17 protein-coding genes and 3 pseudogenes are annotated in these 17,452 nt (G+C 71.0%); 12 read left to right on the forward strand and 8 right to left on the reverse strand.

Going from position 1 to position 17,452, the window contains the following annotated elements:
• From B9S61_RS36165 to B9S61_RS36190, 6 genes and pseudogenes are all read left to right on the forward strand, one after another.
• Positions 1-1,504, forward strand: a 1,504-nt coding sequence (locus B9S61_RS36165) for an ABC transporter substrate-binding protein (RefSeq protein ID WP_258040042.1), incomplete at its 5' end; no start/stop codon positions are given.
• A gap of 20 nt (positions 1,505-1,524) precedes the next feature.
• A complete protein-coding gene (locus B9S61_RS36170) occupies positions 1,525-2,493 on the forward strand; it encodes an ABC transporter permease (protein WP_103545963.1) in 969 nt (322 codons plus the stop codon).
• Positions 2,494-2,498: 5 nt separating this feature from the next.
• Positions 2,499-3,428, forward strand: coding sequence for an ABC transporter permease (locus B9S61_RS36175; RefSeq protein WP_103545964.1), 930 nt, complete (start codon positions 2,499-2,501; stop codon positions 3,426-3,428).
• Between the two features lie 317 nt (positions 3,429-3,745).
• On the forward strand, positions 3,746-4,726 hold the full coding sequence (locus tag B9S61_RS36180) for an ABC transporter ATP-binding protein (protein ID WP_103545965.1): 981 nt from the start codon (positions 3,746-3,748) through the stop codon (positions 4,724-4,726).
• On the forward strand, positions 4,719-5,396 hold the full coding sequence (locus tag B9S61_RS36185) for an ABC transporter ATP-binding protein (protein ID WP_103545966.1): 678 nt from the start codon (positions 4,719-4,721) through the stop codon (positions 5,394-5,396). Before B9S61_RS36180 ends, B9S61_RS36185 begins: the two co-directional genes overlap by 8 nt.
• Before the next feature lie 64 nt (positions 5,397-5,460).
• Positions 5,461-6,012, forward strand: a pseudogene (locus B9S61_RS36190) (YciI family protein).
• Between the two features lie 22 nt (positions 6,013-6,034).
• Here the strand turns inward: B9S61_RS36190 and B9S61_RS36195 are convergent.
• Positions 6,035-7,060, reverse strand: a complete 1,026-nt coding sequence (locus B9S61_RS36195) for a hypothetical protein (protein ID WP_258040043.1) — start codon at positions 7,058-7,060, stop codon at positions 6,035-6,037.
• 198 nt (positions 7,061-7,258) lie between these two features.
• On the opposite strand from B9S61_RS36195, the gene B9S61_RS36200 reads away from it, so the two are divergent.
• Both B9S61_RS36200 and B9S61_RS36205 read left to right on the forward strand, forming a co-directional pair.
• Positions 7,259-7,768, forward strand: coding sequence for a hypothetical protein (locus B9S61_RS36200; protein WP_103545968.1), 510 nt, complete (start codon positions 7,259-7,261; stop codon positions 7,766-7,768).
• Positions 7,769-7,862: 94 nt separating this feature from the next.
• Positions 7,863-8,930 carry a tellurite resistance/C4-dicarboxylate transporter family protein gene (locus B9S61_RS36205; protein ID WP_219819999.1) on the forward strand — a complete coding sequence of 356 codons (1,068 nt, stop codon included), beginning with the start codon at positions 7,863-7,865 and terminating at the stop codon, positions 8,928-8,930.
• A 66-nt stretch (positions 8,931-8,996) separates the two neighbouring features.
• Here the strand turns inward: B9S61_RS36205 and B9S61_RS36210 are convergent, their stop codons facing one another.
• A complete protein-coding gene (locus tag B9S61_RS36210; RefSeq protein ID WP_258040044.1) occupies positions 8,997-9,347 on the reverse strand; it encodes a hypothetical protein in 351 nt (116 codons plus the stop codon).
• 314 nt (positions 9,348-9,661) lie between these two features.
• On the opposite strand from B9S61_RS36210, the gene B9S61_RS36215 reads away from it, so the two are divergent.
• On the forward strand, positions 9,662-10,159 hold the full coding sequence (locus tag B9S61_RS36215) for a hypothetical protein (RefSeq protein ID WP_103545969.1): 498 nt from the start codon (positions 9,662-9,664) through the stop codon (positions 10,157-10,159).
• Between the two features lie 49 nt (positions 10,160-10,208).
• Here the strand turns inward: B9S61_RS36215 and B9S61_RS36220 are convergent, their stop codons facing one another.
• The 4 genes and pseudogenes from B9S61_RS36220 to B9S61_RS36235 all read right to left on the reverse strand — a co-directional run.
• Positions 10,209-10,817, reverse strand: coding sequence for a dihydrofolate reductase family protein (locus tag B9S61_RS36220; protein ID WP_103545970.1), 609 nt, complete (start codon positions 10,815-10,817; stop codon positions 10,209-10,211).
• 81 nt (positions 10,818-10,898) lie between these two features.
• Positions 10,899-12,461 carry a transporter gene (locus B9S61_RS36225; RefSeq protein WP_103545971.1) on the reverse strand — a complete coding sequence of 521 codons (1,563 nt, stop codon included), beginning with the start codon at positions 12,459-12,461 and terminating at the stop codon, positions 10,899-10,901.
• Positions 12,458-12,805 (reverse strand): hypothetical protein, encoded by a 348-nt coding sequence (locus tag B9S61_RS36230; RefSeq protein ID WP_103545972.1) that lies wholly within the window; start codon positions 12,803-12,805, stop codon positions 12,458-12,460. Before B9S61_RS36230 ends, B9S61_RS36225 begins: the two co-directional genes overlap by 4 nt.
• A gap of 293 nt (positions 12,806-13,098) precedes the next feature.
• A pseudogene (locus tag B9S61_RS36235) lies at positions 13,099-13,491 on the reverse strand (putative T7SS-secreted protein); the annotation flags it as partial.
• Positions 13,492-13,659: 168 nt separating this feature from the next.
• Here B9S61_RS36235 and B9S61_RS43620 point away from each other — a divergent pair.
• Positions 13,660-14,088, forward strand: a pseudogene (locus B9S61_RS43620) (DUF6183 family protein); the annotation flags it as partial.
• Between the two features lie 62 nt (positions 14,089-14,150).
• The gene (locus B9S61_RS43000; protein ID WP_258040045.1) at positions 14,151-14,738 is read left to right on the forward strand and encodes a DUF6183 family protein; all 588 of its coding nucleotides are present in this window, start codon (positions 14,151-14,153) and stop codon (positions 14,736-14,738) included.
• 374 nt (positions 14,739-15,112) lie between these two features.
• Here B9S61_RS43000 and B9S61_RS36245 read toward each other — a convergent pair whose 3' ends face one another.
• Positions 15,113-16,642: a UDP-N-acetylglucosamine 1-carboxyvinyltransferase gene (locus B9S61_RS36245; protein WP_103545973.1), complete on the reverse strand. Its 1,530-nt coding sequence runs from the start codon at positions 16,640-16,642 to the stop codon at positions 15,113-15,115.
• 75 nt (positions 16,643-16,717) lie between these two features.
• The gene (locus B9S61_RS36250; RefSeq protein WP_103545974.1) at positions 16,718-16,924 is read right to left on the reverse strand and encodes a DUF4236 domain-containing protein; all 207 of its coding nucleotides are present in this window, start codon (positions 16,922-16,924) and stop codon (positions 16,718-16,720) included.
• A gap of 343 nt (positions 16,925-17,267) precedes the next feature.
• Between B9S61_RS36250 and B9S61_RS36255 the strand changes: the two genes are divergently transcribed.
• Positions 17,268-17,452, forward strand: a 185-nt coding sequence (locus B9S61_RS36255) for a transposase (RefSeq protein ID WP_146064863.1), incomplete at its 3' end; no start/stop codon positions are given.

The following is a 17,452-nucleotide window of genomic DNA, read 5'->3' on the forward strand; positions in this document are numbered from 1 at the left end:
CGCGACCGGCGGCGCGGCCGCCGAATCCGTGGTGATCGGGGTCTCCACCGAACCGGACACCCTCAGTCCGCTCCTCGGCTACGGCAAGGACGGCAACTCCAAGATCTTCGACGGACTCCTCGCCCGGAACGCCGACCTCAGCCTGAAGCCCGCGCTGGCGACATCGCTCCCCGAGATCACCGACGGCGGCCTCACCTACACCTACACCCTGCGCGACGGCGTGAAGTTCAGCGACGGCGAACCGCTGACCGCCGACGACGTGGTGTTCACGTACCGCACCGTCCTGGACGACAGGACCAACAACACCGCCAAGAGCGAACTGGCCGCCATCAAGAAGGTCGAGGCGGACGGCGACGACAAGGTCGTCTTCACCCTCGACTACCCCTACGCGGCCTTCGCCGCCCGCACGGTCCTGCCCGTCGTCCCCGAGCACGTCGCCGGAGAGCAGGACCCCAACACCGGCTCCTTCAACACGGAACCGGTCGGCACCGGACCGTACGTCCTCGCCGGCTGGAGCAAGGGCGAGAAGTTCGTCTTCAAGGCCAACCCGGACTACTGGGGCGGCGCGCCGAAGGTGAAGAGGCTCACCATGGCGGTCATCGCCGATGACGACGTCCGCGCCACCCGGCTGCGCTCCGGCGACCTCGACGGCGCGGCCCTGCCGCCCAACCTCGCCGCCACCTTCCAGGACGACGACGACAAGAAGACCCACCGGGCGACGTCGTACGACTTCCGCGCCGTCAGCCTCCCCACCGGCAACCCCGTCACCGGCGACACCGCGGTCCGCCGCGCCCTCGACCTCGCCGTGGACCGCCGGGCCATGGTCGACAAGATCCTGGACGGCGCCGGCCGTCCCGCCTACGGCCCCCTGCCCCTCGACGACCCCTGGTTCGCCAAGGACGTCGAGCGCTCCCAGGACCTCGCCGAAGCGGGGCGCGTACTGGAGGGGGCCGGCTGGAAGCCCGGCAAGGACGGCATCCGCGCCAAGGACGGCCGCCCCGCCCGCTTCACCCTGTACTACCCCTCAGGCGACAAGGTCCGCCAGGACCACGCCCTCGCCTACGCCTCCGACGCCAAGAAGGCCGGCATCGAGGTGAACGTCGAGAGCGCCACCTGGGAGGTCATCGAACCCCGGATGAAGCACGACGCCGTCCTCGCCGGCTTCGGCAGCACCGGCGACCCCGACTTCGGCCTCTACACCCTGCTGCACTCCTCCCTCGCCGGGGACGGCTTCAACAACATGGCCCACTACGACGACCCGGCCGTGGACAAGGCGCTCGACACCGCCCGCCGCAGCCAGGACACCAAGGTCCGCGAGGCGGCCTACGACGACCTCCAGCGCGCACTCGTCAAGAACCCCGGCTACACCTTCCTCACCCACATCGACCACCTGTACGTGCTCGACGACCGCTGGAAGGACCTCACCACCCAGACCGAACCGCACGAGCACGGCTTCGCCAGTGGCCCCTGGTGGAACGTCGAGGACTGGCAGCCCACGGCATGACACGCGCCCCCTGGGGAGCCATGGCACGGCTCACGGCACGTCGGGCGCTGTACGCCGTGCCGGTGCTCCTCGTCGTCACCTTCGGGGTGTTCGCCGTGGCCGCCGCCTCCCCCTTCGACCCCGTCAAGGCGTACGCGGGCACCGCCGCGCTCGGCGCCGACCAGGAGACCCTGGACCGGCTGCGGGAGAACCTCGGCGCGGACCGGCCCTTCACCGCCCGCTGGTGGGACTGGCTGACCTCCGCCCTCGGCGGCGACTTCGGCCTGTCCACCGTCATGCGCCAGCCGGTGTCCGAGGTCATCGGCGAACGCCTCGTCTGGTCGGCGCTGCTGTGCGCCGTCGCGTTCGCCGTCGCCGTCCTGCTCGGCACCGTGCTCGGTGTGCTCGCCGCCCGCCGCCCCGGCTCCCTCCTCGACCGTACGGTCACCTCGCTCGCGTACTCCCTGGAAGCGGCCCCGGTCTTCTGGATCGCCCTGCTCGCCGTCTGGCTGTTCGCCCTGAACCTGGACGTCTTCCCGGCCGGCGGCCTCACCGACACCGGCAGCGAACACGTCACCTTCGGGCAGGTCGCGAGCCACCTGGTCCTTCCCGCCGGCGTCCTCGCCGTCTCCCAGCTGCCCTGGTTCACCCTGTACGTCCGTCAGGGTGTCGGCGACGCCCTCGCGGAGGACCCCGTACGCGGAGCCAGGGCCCGCGGACTGGACGAGCGCACCGTCCTGCTCGGCCACGCCCTGCGCTCCGGACTGCTGCCCGTGCTCACCCTGATCGGCTCCCGCGTGCCCGAACTCATCACCGGCGCACTGCTGGTGGAGAGCGTCTTCAGCTGGCCCGGCATCGCCGCGGCCACCGTGGAGGCGGCCACCGCCGTCGACTTCCCGCTGCTGGCCGCGCTCACCACCCTCGCCACCGTTGCCGTCCTCGCCGGAAACCTGCTCGCCGACCTGCTCTACGGACTGATCGACCCGAGGGTGAAGCTGAATGAGATGTGACTCCCGTGGCTGACACCACCGTCGGGAAGACGGACACCACCGTCGGGAAGACGGACACCGCCGAGTACGCGTCCCCGGCGGCGTGGCGCTCGCACGGCACCACCCGCCGCTCCACCCACGCCCTCCGCCTGCGCGTCTCCGCCGTCCTGGTCGCCGTGACGGTCCTCGCGGTCCTGCTGGTACCGCCGCTGGTCCAGCTCGACCAGCAGGCCGTCGACCTGGCCGCCAAGCTCCTGCCCCCGAGCTGGAGCCACCCCGCCGGCACCGACGACGTGGGCCGCGACCTGCTGCTGCGCTGCGTCTACGGGCTCAGGGTGTCGCTGCTGGTGGGCGTGGTGGCCGCGCTCACCGCCACGGTGATCGGCACCGCCGTCGGCGCCGCCGCCGGCTCGCTCGGCGGCTGGGCCGACCGTCTGATCATGCGTGTGGTCGACACCCTGTCCTCCGTCCCGCACCTGCTGCTCGGCATCTTCATCGTCGCCATGTTCCGGCCGGGTGTCTGGCCGGTGGTGATCTCCGTCGCCCTCACCCACTGGCTGTCCACCGCCCGTATCGTCCGCGCCGAGGTCCTCTCGCTGCGATCCCGCCCCTACATCGACGCGGCCGTCTCCGGCGGCGCGTCCCGATGGCGGGTCACGGTCCGGCACCTGCTTCCCGGCGTACTGCCCCAGGCCGGCCTCGCGGCCGTCCTGATGGTCCCGCACGCCATGTGGCACGAGTCGGCCCTGTCCTTCCTCGGCCTCGGCCTGCCCACCCACACCGCGAGCCTCGGCACCCTCATCCAGGGCGCCCGCGGCTCCCTGCTCGCCGGGCAGTGGTGGCCCACCCTCTTCCCCGGCCTCTTCCTGATCATCCCCACCCTCGCCATCGCCGGCCTCGCCGGTGTCTGGCGGGAGCGGATCAACCCACGCCGCCGATCGGAGCTGATGCTTTGATTCCTCCCCCTGCCGAAGCAGGGGGATTCCTGGCTCACGCCGCCTGCGGGATCAACGACCCGACAGGTCTTCCACGATCAACACCAGCCGGGTTGAAACCAGCCCGGTTCGATACCGCAAAGCATGGAGGTGCATGTGCTGTCTTGGCTCTCGAGCAGCACGGCGTGCGCGCTTGGTTCTCGCAACGCACGACGCTCAGGCTACCGGGGTAGGCGGACTGTTTTTCCCCTTGAAGGCGAAATAGCGTTCCCTGCCCTGATTTGCGCGAATCTGATCGATCCCCGACCTGAAGGCCGGGGCATCCTCGGAGGAACCCGGTGACGCCCGGGCGACCCCCCGTGCTGTCGGTCCGCGGACTGTCCGTGCGCTTCCTGCTGCCCGGCGGCCACCGGGTCGCCGCCGTCACCGACGCGCACTTCGACGTGGCGCCGGGGGAGTGCCTGGCCCTGATCGGCGAGAGCGGCTGCGGCAAGTCCGTCCTGGCCTCCGCCCTCCTCGGCCTGCTCCCGGCCAACGCCCAGACCGCGGGCAGCGCGCTGCTCGGCGACCTGGACCTGCTCACCGCCGGTGAACGCACCCTCGCCCGCACCGTACGCGGCCGGCGCATCGGCCTCATCCCGCAGAGTCCCGCCGCCCACCTCACGCCCGTCCGCACGATCCGCTCCCAGACGGAGGAGGTGGTCGCCCGGCTCACCGGCGTCCGCGGCCGTGCCGCCCTGCGTGCGGCCGCCGAACGGGCCGCCGAACGCGCCGGGTTCCCCACGGACCACCTCGACCGCCACCCCCATGAACTCTCCGGCGGCCTGGCCCAGCGAGCCGCCACGGCCCTCGCCCTGATCGGCGACGCACCCCTGCTGCTCGCCGACGAACCCACCACCGGCCTGGACCGCGACCTCGTGGACCGCACGGTCGACGAACTACGCCGTCACGTCGACGCCGACCGCGCCCTGCTGATGATCACGCACGACCTGGCGGCGGCGGAACGCGTCGCCGACCGGGTGGCGGTCATGTACGCGGGCCGCATCGTCGAACTGAGCGAGGCGGACGCGTTCTTCGGCTCCCCGGGCCCCCGTCACCCTTACAGCAGGGGCCTGTTGGAGGCGCTCCCCGAGAGGTCCTTCCTTCCGATCCCCGGACTGCCTCCCGAACTCGGCAGTCTCCCCGACGGGTGTGCCTTCGCCCCCCGTTGCGCCCACGCCACGGACATCTGCACGACCCTCCCGCCCCTCACGGGCCCGGTCGCCTGCCACCGCCCGCTCCCCGCGCCGGCCCGCACCCCGGAGGCCATCCGTGCTTGAACTGCGCACCGTCACCGCCGGCTACGACCGCCGCACCCCCGTGGTCCGCGACGCGACCCTCACCGTCACCGCCGGCGAGGCCGTGGGCCTGCTGGGCCCCAGCGGCTGCGGCAAATCCACCCTGGCGAGGGTCGCCGCCCTCCTCCACCGCCCGGACGCCGGGGAGGTCGTCCTCGACGGCATCCGCGTACACCACTACCGCCACCGGGCTCCCCGCGACCGGCGCACCGCCGTCGGCGTCGTCTTCCAGCAGCCCCGCCTCTCCGCCGACCCCCGGCTGCGCCTCACCGACCTGATCGCGGAACCCCTGCGCGCGACGGGCCGCCGCTCCTCGGTCCCCGGCCGCGTGGCCGAACTCGCCGAAACGGTCGGCCTGACCCCGGACCTGCTCACCCGCCGCCCCCACGAGGTCAGCGACGGCCAGCTCCAGCGCGCCTGCGTGGCCCGCGCGCTGGTGCTGCGCCCCCGCTGGCTCATCTGCGACGAGATGACGGCGATGCTCGACGCGTCGACCACGGCCGCACTGGTCCGTGCCGTCGAGGACTACCGCACGGACACGGGAGCCGGCCTGCTGGCCGTCGGCCACGACCGGACCCTCCTGAACCGCTGGTGCGACCGCACGGTCCACTGGGACACGGTGACGGCGCCGGCGGCGAAGACGCTCGCCTGAAATGCGCTGCCCCTGAAGCGGCCGGGGTGCGTACGATGCGTCGCACGTTCGTCGGAGGGATCCCATGGAGCTCTTCTGCTACCACCGTGACCGGCCGGGGTCCCTGCCCCTGCGCCAGGAGTTGGGGGAGAAGCACTGGTCCTACATGGACCGGTACGAGGAGCGGCTGATCGCCCGCGGCCCGACCTTCGCCGACGACGGCGAGGCGCCCACCGGCAGCGTCCACATCGTCGACCTCCCGGACCCGGCGGCGGCCCGCGCGTTCGCCTTCGACGAGCCCAACCAGCAGGCGGGCGTGTACCGGGACGTACTGCTGCGCCGCTGGCACAACGTACTGGGCCGGACCATGTGGGACTTCCCCGGCGGCCGGACCGGAGGCAACCGCTTCCTGGTCCTGGGCCTCGGCCCGGACCGGACCGCGGACCTCGGTCCGGCAGCCGCCGACCGGGACGAACTGATCGCGTAAGGCCCTCTGCTGTCCGACGACGGAGAGGCCCGACTGGGCACCGCGGCCCTGGTCCGCGCACTGGACCGGCACACGGCCCGGGCCGTCCTGGCCCCGGACAGGTACGCCGTCGTCGAGGTCCACGACTGGGAGTTCGGCGGCCGCAGGTGACGCCCGCGGCGCGCCGGCCCGCCTAGAACTCGCCCCCTCCGAAGCCCTCTTCACCGATCGGCCCCATGCCGCCGAGGAGGCCCGACATGATCTCGTCGATGCGCACCTCGGTGGCTCCCGCCGGGGCCGTCGCCTTTTCCGCCGTGCCGATACGCAGCACCAGTGCCGACTTCTCCACCTTCGCCTTCTCCGCCAGCTTGGCGAGGTCGACGGAGACCTCGGTCAGCTCGCCGTTCTTCAGCGTGAAGTCGGCGGTGACCTTCTTGTTCGGCGCGTCCTTGAAGTCCTTGGCGGTGGGCAGTCCGGCGCCTCCCGGCAGCAGCTGGTCCTGCAGCGGCCGGAGTTCGTCTAACAACTCGGTGATCAGCGTGCGGAACGGCGCCGTGGCCTTGACGTGCTCGGTACCGTCCGATCCGCCGGAGGTCGTGAAGTCGACCTGCTCGGCGACGACCTGCCGCAGTGCCTTCGTCAGCTTCTTCTGCGTCTTGGCGTCGAGGCTGGGCTCCGCCGCGGGCTCCTCGCCACCGGGGCCCTCCGCCCCCGCCATCTCGTCGCGGGTCTTCTCCAGCTCCTTCACCGAGAGCTTCAGCCACTCACCGGCGAGGAGCTGCTTGAACGCACCGGCCTCGGGCGGCAGTTCGTCGGCGGACGGCATGGGGCTGCCCGCCATCTTCCCGAGCGCCTCCGCGTCGACGCGGACGTAGAGGTGGTCACCGATCATCCGGTACTCGAGCAGGTCACCGTCCGGGCCGCTGAACTTCATCGCCATGGCGGTGAAGTCCTTCTCCTCGGACTTCTCGATCGGCTTCTTGGAGTGCACGGAGAAGGTGAGCCGCGCGTCGCTGAGCAGCTCGGCCATCTCGTCGGGCATCTCCTCGCCCGGCTCCGACGACTCGGCGTCCAGCGACTTCAGGGTGGCCGCGTCGGCGTCCAGGTCCAGCTCGAACGAGAGCGAGCGCGCCTCGCCGAGCTTGTCGAAGGCCTTGTCCAGCTTCTGCCCGGCGGACAGGTTCTCCACGGTGCCGCAGGCGGCGGAACCGGCCAGCACCGCGGTGGCGACAGCGGTGGCGGTCAGGGTCTTGCGTATGGCGGAAATGACGTTCTCCTCGTGAAAACGACCTGAGTGGTCGATGTAGGAGACCGGTCAAAGCATCGAACGGTTGTACGTGATAAGTGAATTGTTACCGAGGGGTCCGTACGCGCGGCCGGGGCATCAAAGGAGCGACGCATGGGCATATCTGAAACCATGTCTACACATGCGACGTCTTCGCCCGGAGTGCAGGTCTGCTCCCTGAAGCGGGACACTCCGCAGTCGATCCCGGCGAACAGCCCCTACACGGTCATCAGGTTCCCGTTCGGGGCCGCCGAATCCACCGACAGCTTCGCCATGCACCAGGTCAACCAGCCGGACGGCCATGTGGTCACGAACTGGGACACGGACGACCGCTCCGGGCTGATATGGCCGAGCGCCGCCGGCTGGGGCACCCTGTACGCGATGATCCAGTGGGAAGCGGGTGGCTACGACGAACTGCGGGACCAGTTCGTCCGCGACCCGCTCGGTCTCACCCCGTCGCCCAACGACACGACGGCGACGGAACACCGGCCGCCCAGCCCCGGCATGCAGTGCTGGACCAAGCAGTGGGGCATCTTCGTCGACCCGGCCGTCCCGCTCGCCGTGCGCGCGACCCACGACGACAGTGTGACGCGGAAGATCGTCCTGGCGGAGTTCAAACTCGTCGTCCACGAGGCCGCCTGACGCCCCGGCGGCCTGAGCCGCGGGAAACGCCCGTCGTCCCCAAGAGGGCCGAAGGTCCCGGGACGACGGGCCCCCGTTCGCATACGGTGCCTGAGTGCTCTCCACGCTCACGCCCCCGCCCTCCCGGCTCGCCGGCCTGACACCGGCCCGTCTGTCCCCCGGATACTTCGCCCTCGTCATGGCCACCGGCATCCTCTCCGTGGGCTGCCAACTGCGCGGCTGGGACCTGATGGCCCGCTCCCTCCTCGTCCTCACCGCCGTCGAGTACGCCCTGCTGGCCGTTCTCACCGCCTGGCGCTTCGTCGCGCACCGCGGCGCACTCGCCGCCGACGCCCACGACACCCGCAAGGCGTTCCTCTTCTTCACCTTCGTGGCCGGCACCGACGTCTTCGCCGTCGGACTGGCCGGCCAGGGCCACTTCCTCCCCGCCGCCGTCCTCCTGGTGATCGCCGCGCTCACCTGGCTGGTCCTCGGCTACACCATCCCCTGGGCGGCGGTCCTGGGCCGCACCGAACGCCCCGTCGTGGCGGCCGCCAACGGAACCTGGTTCGTCTGGGTGGTCGCGAGCCAGTCGGTCGCCGTGGCCGCCGCGACCCTGGAACCCCACTACGAGGCCGCACGCCAGGGCCTGGCCGTCGTCGCGGTCTTCTCCTGGTCGGTCGGCTGCGTCCTCTACGCCGCCTCCGCGATCTTCGTCTCGCTCCGCCTGATGCTCTACCCCCTCGAACCACGCGAACTCGACCCGCCCTACTGGGTCTCCATGGGCGCCGTCGCCATCACCGTGGTCGCGGGAGCGCGCATCGTGGAGATGGAGAGCGCCCCCATGGTCGACGCGGTGCGCGGCCTGGTGGCCGGCATGTCGGTCGTCTTCTGGTGCTTCGCGACCTGGCTCATCCCCGTCCTGATCGCGGTCGGCGTCTGGCGCCACCACGTCCACCGGGTGCCCCTCACCTACGAACCCACCTGGTGGAGCATCGTCTTCCCCCTCGGCATGTACGCCGTCGCCGGCATGTACCTCGGCCGCGCCGACGACCTTCCCATCGTGGAATGGATCGGCCAGGCCTGGCTCTGGGTCGCCCTCACCGCCTGGACCCTGGTCTTCCTCGCGATGCTCCACACCGTGTTCACCACCAGGAGCCGGCGGGAGCCGGACCGGACCTGACCCGCGGGCCCGGGGCGTCGAACGCTTCCGCGGACCGGCGCTCCACCCGGGCTCAGGGAGGGCGCTTCATCTCCGCTCCATACGGAACGTGGCGTACGAGTAGACCTCGCCCTCCCGCGGCGCGCGGTTCCAGGACCGCGTGGTCAGGTGCGGCAGGATGCGCTCGGCCAGGGCGTGCCGGGGCAGGGAGAGCCTGAACTCGCCCTCCACCGCAGCCAGCAGACACCGCTCGCGGTCCGCGTCGCCGACCCCGTCCAGGACCCGCTCCGGGTCGAGGACGCCGGGCACCGGCCCCGAGCGTTCGACATGCGTCCCCCGCAGTGTGCAGGCGTACAGCTCCTCGCCCCGCTCGGCGACCGACAGATGGAACACCGCCAGGCCGCCGTCGCGGGCCCGGCGCGTGAGTCTGCGAGCCATGGCAACATTCGATGCCGACACCAGCGGCGGAGTCGGTCACGGGCTCGCCTCCTGGTACGGAGCGGCTCTCGCAGGGCCCCTGCGTGGCCCGCTGAAGCAGGAACACCAGGGCACCGCCTTCTTCTTGGCGAGCACACGGGCCACCGAGGGAGCTCCACGCCGCGCGTTCCGTCCTCTGGCCACGGCGTGGACGGCCATGCGCCAGGAGCTGCTGCGCGAGCCCGCACTGGCCCACGTGCTCTTCATGCGCAGGCCCCTGGGCAGGCCGTTCGTCCACCTGCGCAGCGCGAACATCGGCAGCCGCCCCCCTGAACATGGGGGCGCAACTCCTGCTGGGCGAGGCGATGGGCGAACTCGACGATCCCCGGTTCTGCGGCGAAGTCGTGCGGTTTCTCGTTGCCGCGCTGGACGCCGTGAAGCCGGCCTTCGCATGGGTAGGGGCCGACGGGCCGGCCACCGACGACACCAATCTCGACTGCGTGCTCAACCGCCGGGTCCGGGACTCGGTACGCGAGGCCAGGAACGTGCTGCGGGGCTGCTCCTGGACCACGGTGTGCCCCGAGCAGCTGTCCGTGAGGCTCGGCGGACCCGACGCGCTGGCCGCGACCGGGGCGTTCCATCAGGTCGTCCCGCTCTCGGCCGGCGGCGTCGTCCTCCAGGCGACCGAGACCGTGGCGGAGTACACCGACAACGCCGTGCGCGACGTCTTCGAGGCCCTGCACCCCGTCCTGCCGCCCGGGATGCCACAGTTCGACCCGGCCCACCCGGAGCTGCGCTACTTTCCCGCGGACGCCTCCCGCTTCGGCGGATGAGGCGGCGTCGACGAGGCTCTCCGCCGGGCAGGGCGTCGAACAGGTTCTCCTACTCCCCGAGCGTGGCCACCGCCTCCTCGTAACCACCCGCCGGCGGCGTGGTGTCGGGGCCGTACACGAGATTCAGCACGCCCGTGGGGAACGTCTCGGACTTCAGCAGCTTCAGCGGGATCGACGGCTCGCCCTCGTCGAACAGACGCATGCCCCGTCGTACGGCGATGGGGTGGACGAGGAGGTGCAGTTCGTCGAGGAGGCCCGCCGCCAGGAGCTGCCGGACGACCGAGACCGAGCCGCTCAGCGAGATGTCCCCGCCCGGCTCGCGCTTCAGTGCGGCCGCGACCTCGGCGACGTCGCCCTCCGCCTGCTCGCTGTTCCGCCACCGCAGGTCGAGCCGGCTGCGGGAGAAGACGATCTTCCGCATGTCACCGAGCTGCTTGGCGAAGCCCGCGTCCTCGCCGCCCGCCGCCTCCCGCTCCGGCCAGGCGCCGGCGAAGCTGTCGTACGTCGTGCGGCCGAAGAGCAGAATCTCCGTCGAGTTCAGGCCCGCGCCGACGGCGGCCCCCATCGCCTCGTCGAAGTACGGGAAATGCCACTGGTCGGGCGCCTCGACGACGCCGTCGAGCGAGATGAACAGACTGGCGGTGATCTTCCGCGACATGGCGTCCTCCGGAAACTGGTGCGTGTACCGGATATGACCGTGCCGCCCACCGGAACTCATCGGTGGGCGGCACGCGGCTGGTCAGACGGTGTCCATCTCCCTGTGGTGCGACGAGCCCCGTACCCCTGCACCGCCGGCCGCCCGGCGCCGGTCCGTGACGCTGCCCAGCCAGCCCAGCAGGAACCCGGCCGGCACGGTCAGCAGGCCCGGGATCGTCACGTCCCAGACCCGGAAATCCGCTCCGGGGAAGATCGACCCGGGTGTGCCGGAGACGTACGGCGACAGCGCGAGCGCCGCGATGGTCAGCGCCGTGGCCCCCCACAGGCACCACAACGCACCCCGGGCGGTGAACCCGGGCCAGTACAGGGCGTACAACAGGACGGGCGAGAGGGCGGCGCCGCTGATGGCGAGCCAGAGCGTCGAGACGACCACCAGGTTCCAGTCGGCGACCATGACCGCCACGACCGCGGAGACCGCCCCCGTCAGCGCCGCCGACCAGCGCGACACGGCACCGTCCGCCTTTCCGGACGCGGCCATCACGTCCCGCCCCAGGGCGATGCCGGCGGCGAGGGTCACATCCACCACGGCGGCGAGCGCGGTGAGGAAGAGGACGCAGGCCAGGGCGGCGACGAGGATGCCGCCGCTGTCGAGTGCCCGTCCGAGCATCAGCGGGGTGAACACCTGGGCCGCCGGCCCGGCCTCGCGCAGCGCCTCGCCGACGAGGGCCGCGGCGCCGACACCGACGACGGCGAGCGCGCCGTACAGCAGGGTGAGCTCGCCGAGCATCCAGCGGCCGCCGGCCCGGGCGCCGCGCGGGCTCTTCGTCGAGATGGCACGCATCAGCACGGCGGGCATCGCCAGCGTGGCCATCGACATGCCGAAGGTCTGCCCGATCCGGTTCACGGCGCCCACCCATCCCTCGCCGGTGTAGCCACCCGGACGCAGGAACGCCTCGCCCGTCCCCGAGCCGCCCGCGGCGGCGTCGAGGAGCCGCCCGGGGTCCCAGCCGAAGCGGTCGAGCACCAGCACGGCGGTGACCAGCAGCACGGGCAGGGCGATCGCCGACTTGGCGATCATCACCACGCCCGTGCCCCGGATCCCGCCGCTGACGGCCAGCGCCGTCATCGCGCAGCCGATCACCACGATGCAGCCGGTGCGCATACCGGGCTGCCCGATCAGCGCCGCGGCGACGTTGCCGACCACCACCAACTGCACGACCAGCAGCGGAAAGCAGACGAGCAGGGTCACCACGCCCCACGAGACGCGTACGGCGGGCCCGCCGCTGCCGCGCGCGTCCAGCAGGTCCGCGGCCGTCAGCGAGGCGTGCCGGCGCAGCGGCTCGACGATCAGCACGAGGAAGAGCACGACCCCGATCAGGCTGCCCAGCATCACGCCGAGGCCGTCGAAGCCGAAGGTGGCGACCATGCCCACCAGTACGGTGACGGTCGCGACCGTGGTGGTGTCGCCGCCCATCGCGATGCCCTGCTGCCAGGAGCGCAGCCGGCGGCGGCTGTCGGACCGTGCGAGAGCCCGGTCGTCCTCGTCGGCGCCGGTGACGACGCACAGCATCAGGCAGATCACGACGAACACGGAGAAGACGGCGAAGACGAGGGACCGGGACGAGGGATCGAGCAGCGTGCTCATGACCACCTCCGGAGGCCGGGCTGCGGCTCGAGCCGGTCGACCCGCCGCCCGTACACCACCAGCGCGTGCACAGCGACGGCGACGGGCACCACGGCCAGCAGCACGCCGAGGCTCACCGGCCCGGCGATCCGCGTGCCGTAGACGGCGGGCAGGAAGGCGGCGGGCAGCACGTAGAGCAGCCAGGTGACGGCGATCCGGACACCGAGCCGCAGCCCGACGGCCAGTCGCGCCTCCTCCTCGGCGTCGTCGTGCTCGTGCTCGTGCCCGGCGGCGGGAGGCCGCGCACCGGCCGCGGGCTCGTGAGGGTGCGGGGGCCCGTGCCAGGGCTGCGGTCCGAAGGACATGTGGGCGGCTCCGCTCACGTCGATCCGGCACCCCGGAAGGGGTGCGTGTACGGGTGGGACTGGGCGCGGAGTCAATCAGAGGCACAGGCCGACCCGCACGCGCCGGGCGCAGGTCCTCCGCCCAATGCGGAGTCGTACGGACGGTGAACGGGCACTGCGTGACCAGCAGCCGGGACGGCCGGTCGTGGACCTTGCCGGCGGGATCCGGCCGACGCGCGTGGCAGCCGCCGGCAAGCACCGCGCCGCCGAGCGGGTCGGTCTGGGCGACGACCTGACGGCGCTCGTTGTACCGGCTTCGTCTGTGCCGAGGAGAGGTCGGCACGGGCCTCGCGCGCCTTCACCAGCGCCTTGTCCGCCAGAGCCTGGGCGCGCTCCAGCTTCGGCCAGAAGTCCGTGAGAGCGTCACCACACATCCCGTAGGACTTCTCCAGCTTCTTCAAGTTCTCCGGGACGCCCGAGAACTCCTCCTTGAAGACCGGGGCCGACTTGCCCGCCCACTCCGCGAGTGTGCTCTCCCCCGCCATGTTCTTGACCAGGCGCAGGGCGTCGGACACGTCGTCGGCGAAGTCGTGCAGGACTTTCGCCGGCCTGCGCACTCGTTGCGGATCGCCGGGGGTCGGGTCCTTGTCCAGATCAAGGACATGCCAGTCCGTTGGCCGGTTTCCCACGTTCTTCCCCCGTCGCATGGCTCCAGCCAAGGCACGTATGCCTCAGCAAAGTTACTTGATCTCCAGCTCTTAGACTCGGGTGTGAGCCACAACGAGGAGACACCCGGCGTCGGCGCTTCCGACGGACAGCAAGGGGAGCGGCCCGGGCCGGAGTCGCAGCATCTGGCTGAGCTCGGACCAAGGGGAATGTACGAAGCGGCGGAGAAGCTGTGCCGGACGACGACCGGCGACGGCCCCCTTGAAGCCTCGGCGGCGCGAGCTGTCGGGCGGATCGCCGAGGCTCTGGCCGACACGCGCTCCCGGGACAGTGTGACGTTCGCTGTGGACCTCGTGAGCCGACTGCTGCCCGAAGGGGCCATGCCTCCCGGCGAAGGCGATCGACTGCTGCGTTCCGTGGCCGCGAAGGTGGCCAAGTCTCAGCATCTGCGCGACATCGAGCCTCTGTTTCGTGAGGTGCCGGACGGGCTTGCGGATCCGGCAGTCGAGCTACGGGCCTGTCTCCTCGGAGAGCTGGCGCTGATCGGCTCGGGAGCCGGTCGCCGCTCCCTGGAGGCGTACGCCGAGAAGCTGCGTGAGCTGGGGCATCCGCCGGCTCGGCTGCCAGGGGCGCGACTGGACATCGAGCACCGTTTCGCCGTTCGTGTCCGGGGCTGGGGTCGATCAGGACCGCGAGGCAGTTGCGGTCGCGATTCCCGGAGGCTCCCCCGACCGACGGCGGCGCCGTCGCGGGCTGCGGGGCCGGGGACGCCCGGGACGACGGACGGGCGAACGCGGCCGCCCGACCGTTCACGGCCGGCGGCTGGGCCCGTGAGCCCGAGGCACGGTTCTTCACGCTGCCGAGCCCGCTCAGCCCCGACGACTTCGGCATCTCCTTCGTCAAAGAACTGTCCTTGCGCTGTCTGGCAGGTGAGGGCAGCCGCCGGGGGAGCGCGCTCGCCTGCGTGACGACACCCGACGATGTGCTCAACGAACTGTTCTCGGCTTCGTATGTCGGCGGAGTGGACGGCCAGGGGCAGGGCGGTGCGTACGCGCGGCTGTATGCCTGGGGGAGTCTCTACGCGCTCATGGGGTTGCCCACCGGTGTACCCCTCTTGGAAGCGGTGCGGCGTGCGGCGGATCACCGGTGGTTGCGGTTCATGGCGTTCACGGACTGGTTCCACCACGACACCTCGGACCTGGCTTTCGCCGTGCTCGATCCCACCCGGACTCGGGTCGCGGTGCTGGCGGCGACCGATACCGATGTCCACCGCGACTCTCTTGGGTAGCGGGAAGCCGTCTCTGGCACCTTCTTCGCCCTTGTCGTCACAGTGGGCCGAGATCCTCCCGGCCCTGTGAGGAAGGACGCGGGTGTCACCAGCACCGTGCTGCGGACCCGCCGCCGGATTCCGGCCGCAGGGGTTCTACGACCACGCTGCTCCGGCCGGAGGCGAAGCCCGGGGTCTTCGGCGAGGCGCTCGGAGCCTCGGCTGACCCATGCCGGCCTGCGGCTGTATCACATGGCCCCTGGTGAGAGCCGTTCTCGATGAAGGAACACGTGACGTGCCTGTCCCAGAGAAATCCCAGGAGCAACTGCGAGTACCCCCCTGCCTCGCATCCGTGCAGGTCAGGAGGGGCTTCGCGCTGCCTTTCCGCAGAGCTTTCAGATGTCCCGGAAGATCTCGATCTGCGCCCCGATCGAGTTCAGCCGCTCCGCCAGGTCCTCGTAACCCCGGTTGATGACGTACACGTTGCGCAGCACCGACGTGCCCTCCGCCGCCATCATCGCCAGCAGGACGACCACCGCGGGGCGCAGGGCCGGCGGGCACATCATCTCGGCGGCGCGCCAGCGGGTCGGGCCCTCGACCAGGACGCGGTGCGGGTCGAGGAGCTGGAGGCGGCCGCCGAGGCGGTTGAGGTCGGTGAGGTAGATGGCGCGGTTGTCGTAGACCCAGTCGTGGATGAGGGTCTTGCCCTGGGCCACCGCCGCGATCGCCGCGAAGAACGGGACGTTGTCGATGTTCAGGCCCGGGAACGGCATCGGGTGGATCTTGTCGATCGGCGCTTCCAGCTTGGAGGGGCGGACGGTGAGGTCCACCAGCCGGGTGCGGCCGTTGTCCGCGAAGTACTCGGGCGTGCGGTCGTGGTCGAGGCCCATCTCCTCGAGGACCGCCAGCTCGATCTCCAGGAACTCGATGGGGACCCGGCGGACCGTCAGCTCGGATTCCGTCACCACGGCCGCGGCGACCAGGCTCATCGCCTCGACCGGGTCCTCGGAGGGGGAGTAGTCCACGTCGGCGTCGATGGTGGGCACGCCGTGCACGGTGAGCGTGGTGGTGCCGATGCCGTCGACCTTGACGCCCAGGGCCTCCAGGAAGAAGCACAGGTCCTGGACCATGTAGTTGGAGGAGGCGTTGCGGATGACGGTGGTGCCGTCGTGGCGGGCGGCGGCGAGCAGCGCGTTCTCGGTGACGGTGTCCCCGCGCTCGGTCAGCACGATGGGGCGGTCGGGGGCGACGGAGCGGTCGACCACCGCGTGGTACTGGCCCTCGGTCGCGGCGATGTCCAGGCCGAACCGGCGCAGCGCGATCATGTGCGGTTCGACGGTGCGCGTGCCGAGGTCGCAGCCGCCGGCGTACGGCAGCATGAAGCGGTCGGCGCGGTGCAGCAGCGGGCCGAGGAACATGATGATGGAGCGGGTGCGACGGGCGGCCTCCGCATCGATGGCCGTGAGGTTCAGCTCGGCCGGGGGCACGATCTCCAGGTCGACACCGTCGTTGATCCAGCGGGTGCGCACGCCGATGGAGTTCAGCACCTCCAGGAGGCGGTAGACCTCCTCGATGCGGGCGACGCGGCGCAGCACCGTGCGCCCGCTGTTGAGCAGCGAGGCGCACAGCAGTGCCACGCACGCGTTCTTGCTCGTCTTGACGTCGATGGAGCCGGAGAGGTGCCGGCCGCCCACCACGCGCAGATGCATCGGGCCGGCGTAGCCCAGGGAGACGATCTCGCTGTCCAGCGCCTCGCCGATACGGGCGATCATCTCAAGGCTGATGTTCTGGTTGCCGCGCTCGATGCGGTTGACGGCGCTCTGGCTGGTACCGAGCGCCTCGGCGAGCTGCGTCTGCGTCCAGCCCCGGTGCTGCCTGGCGTCGCGGATGAGCTTGCCGATACGTACGAGGTAGTCGTCTGCCATGAGGTTGAGGCTATCTCAGATATGAGATGGCGCCTCTTGGGGGGTCCGATCGGGTGATGATCGGGTGATGTGACGTCAATGTCCCCTGGTCCGGAGGCTCCGGGTGGTCCGGCGCCATCCGAAGGGTCCGGGCAAATCCATCGATGTCGTACGACGTCCGGTACTGCTGCGGGTGTGGCGCGGGCCGTTCCGGCCGCCGGTGGTGATGGACCACGACCGCTTGTTGATGTTCAGCCGCACCCCCGGAAGGATCTGGAAGCTCTTGCGGAACGTGAGCGGCATCCCTGCCTCCCCCTCTGTGCCTGTGTGCCTGGGACTGACTCGGTATCAGTCGGTTACCCCGTCCAGGCGTACTGATGGCCCCGTTATGTTTTCCGCGGTCCTGCAAGAGGGCCGCTGGCCTCCGGGCCCGGCATGACTGTTGCCCCCTGTCGAAGGCATGACCTGGGGGGTGGTGTCACCGGGCCCGGGAGGTGCCGTCGGAGACGCTGATGAGAGGTCCGGCCACCGTCCGGTCCGGCGCAATGCCGGACAGCTCGCGGGCGGCAGGTCTGCATAACGTGGATGCGCGAGTACGACACCGATGCCGAGGCCGGCACCGTCAACACCCCTTGGGAGGGGCGCGATGTTCGAGACCGAAGACGTGGGCGTGTTCCTGGGCCTGGACGTCGGCAAGAGTGCTCACCACGGCCACGGACTCACCCCGGCCGGGAAGAAGGTCTTCGACAAGCAACTGCCCAACAGCGAGCCGAAGCTGCGGGCCGTCTTCGACAAGCTGACCGCGAAGTTCGGCACCGTCCTGGTGATCGT

Origin of the sequence: Streptomyces sp. SM1 (assembly GCF_002910825.1) — a bacterium.
Classification (GTDB): Bacteria; Actinomycetota; Actinomycetes; order Streptomycetales; family Streptomycetaceae; genus Streptomyces; species Streptomyces okerensis.

Coding starts and splice junctions, on each gene's coding strand:
- B9S61_RS36170 (WP_103545963.1), top strand. CDS start 1,525: ATGGCACGGCTCACGGCACGTCGGGCGCTGTACGCCGTGCCGGTGCTC.
- B9S61_RS36200 (WP_103545968.1), top strand. CDS start 7,259: ATGTCTACACATGCGACGTCTTCGCCCGGAGTGCAGGTCTGCTCCCTG.
- B9S61_RS36210 (WP_258040044.1), bottom strand. CDS start 9,347: ATGGCTCGCAGACTCACGCGCCGGGCCCGCGACGGCGGCCTGGCGGTG.
- B9S61_RS36215 (WP_103545969.1), top strand. CDS start 9,662: ATGGGGGCGCAACTCCTGCTGGGCGAGGCGATGGGCGAACTCGACGAT.
- B9S61_RS36220 (WP_103545970.1), bottom strand. CDS start 10,817: ATGTCGCGGAAGATCACCGCCAGTCTGTTCATCTCGCTCGACGGCGTC.
- B9S61_RS36225 (WP_103545971.1), bottom strand. CDS start 12,461: ATGAGCACGCTGCTCGATCCCTCGTCCCGGTCCCTCGTCTTCGCCGTC.
- B9S61_RS36230 (WP_103545972.1), bottom strand. CDS start 12,805: ATGTCCTTCGGACCGCAGCCCTGGCACGGGCCCCCGCACCCTCACGAG.
- B9S61_RS36245 (WP_103545973.1), bottom strand. CDS start 16,642: ATGGCAGACGACTACCTCGTACGTATCGGCAAGCTCATCCGCGACGCC.
- B9S61_RS36250 (WP_103545974.1), bottom strand. CDS start 16,924: ATGCCGCTCACGTTCCGCAAGAGCTTCCAGATCCTTCCGGGGGTGCGG.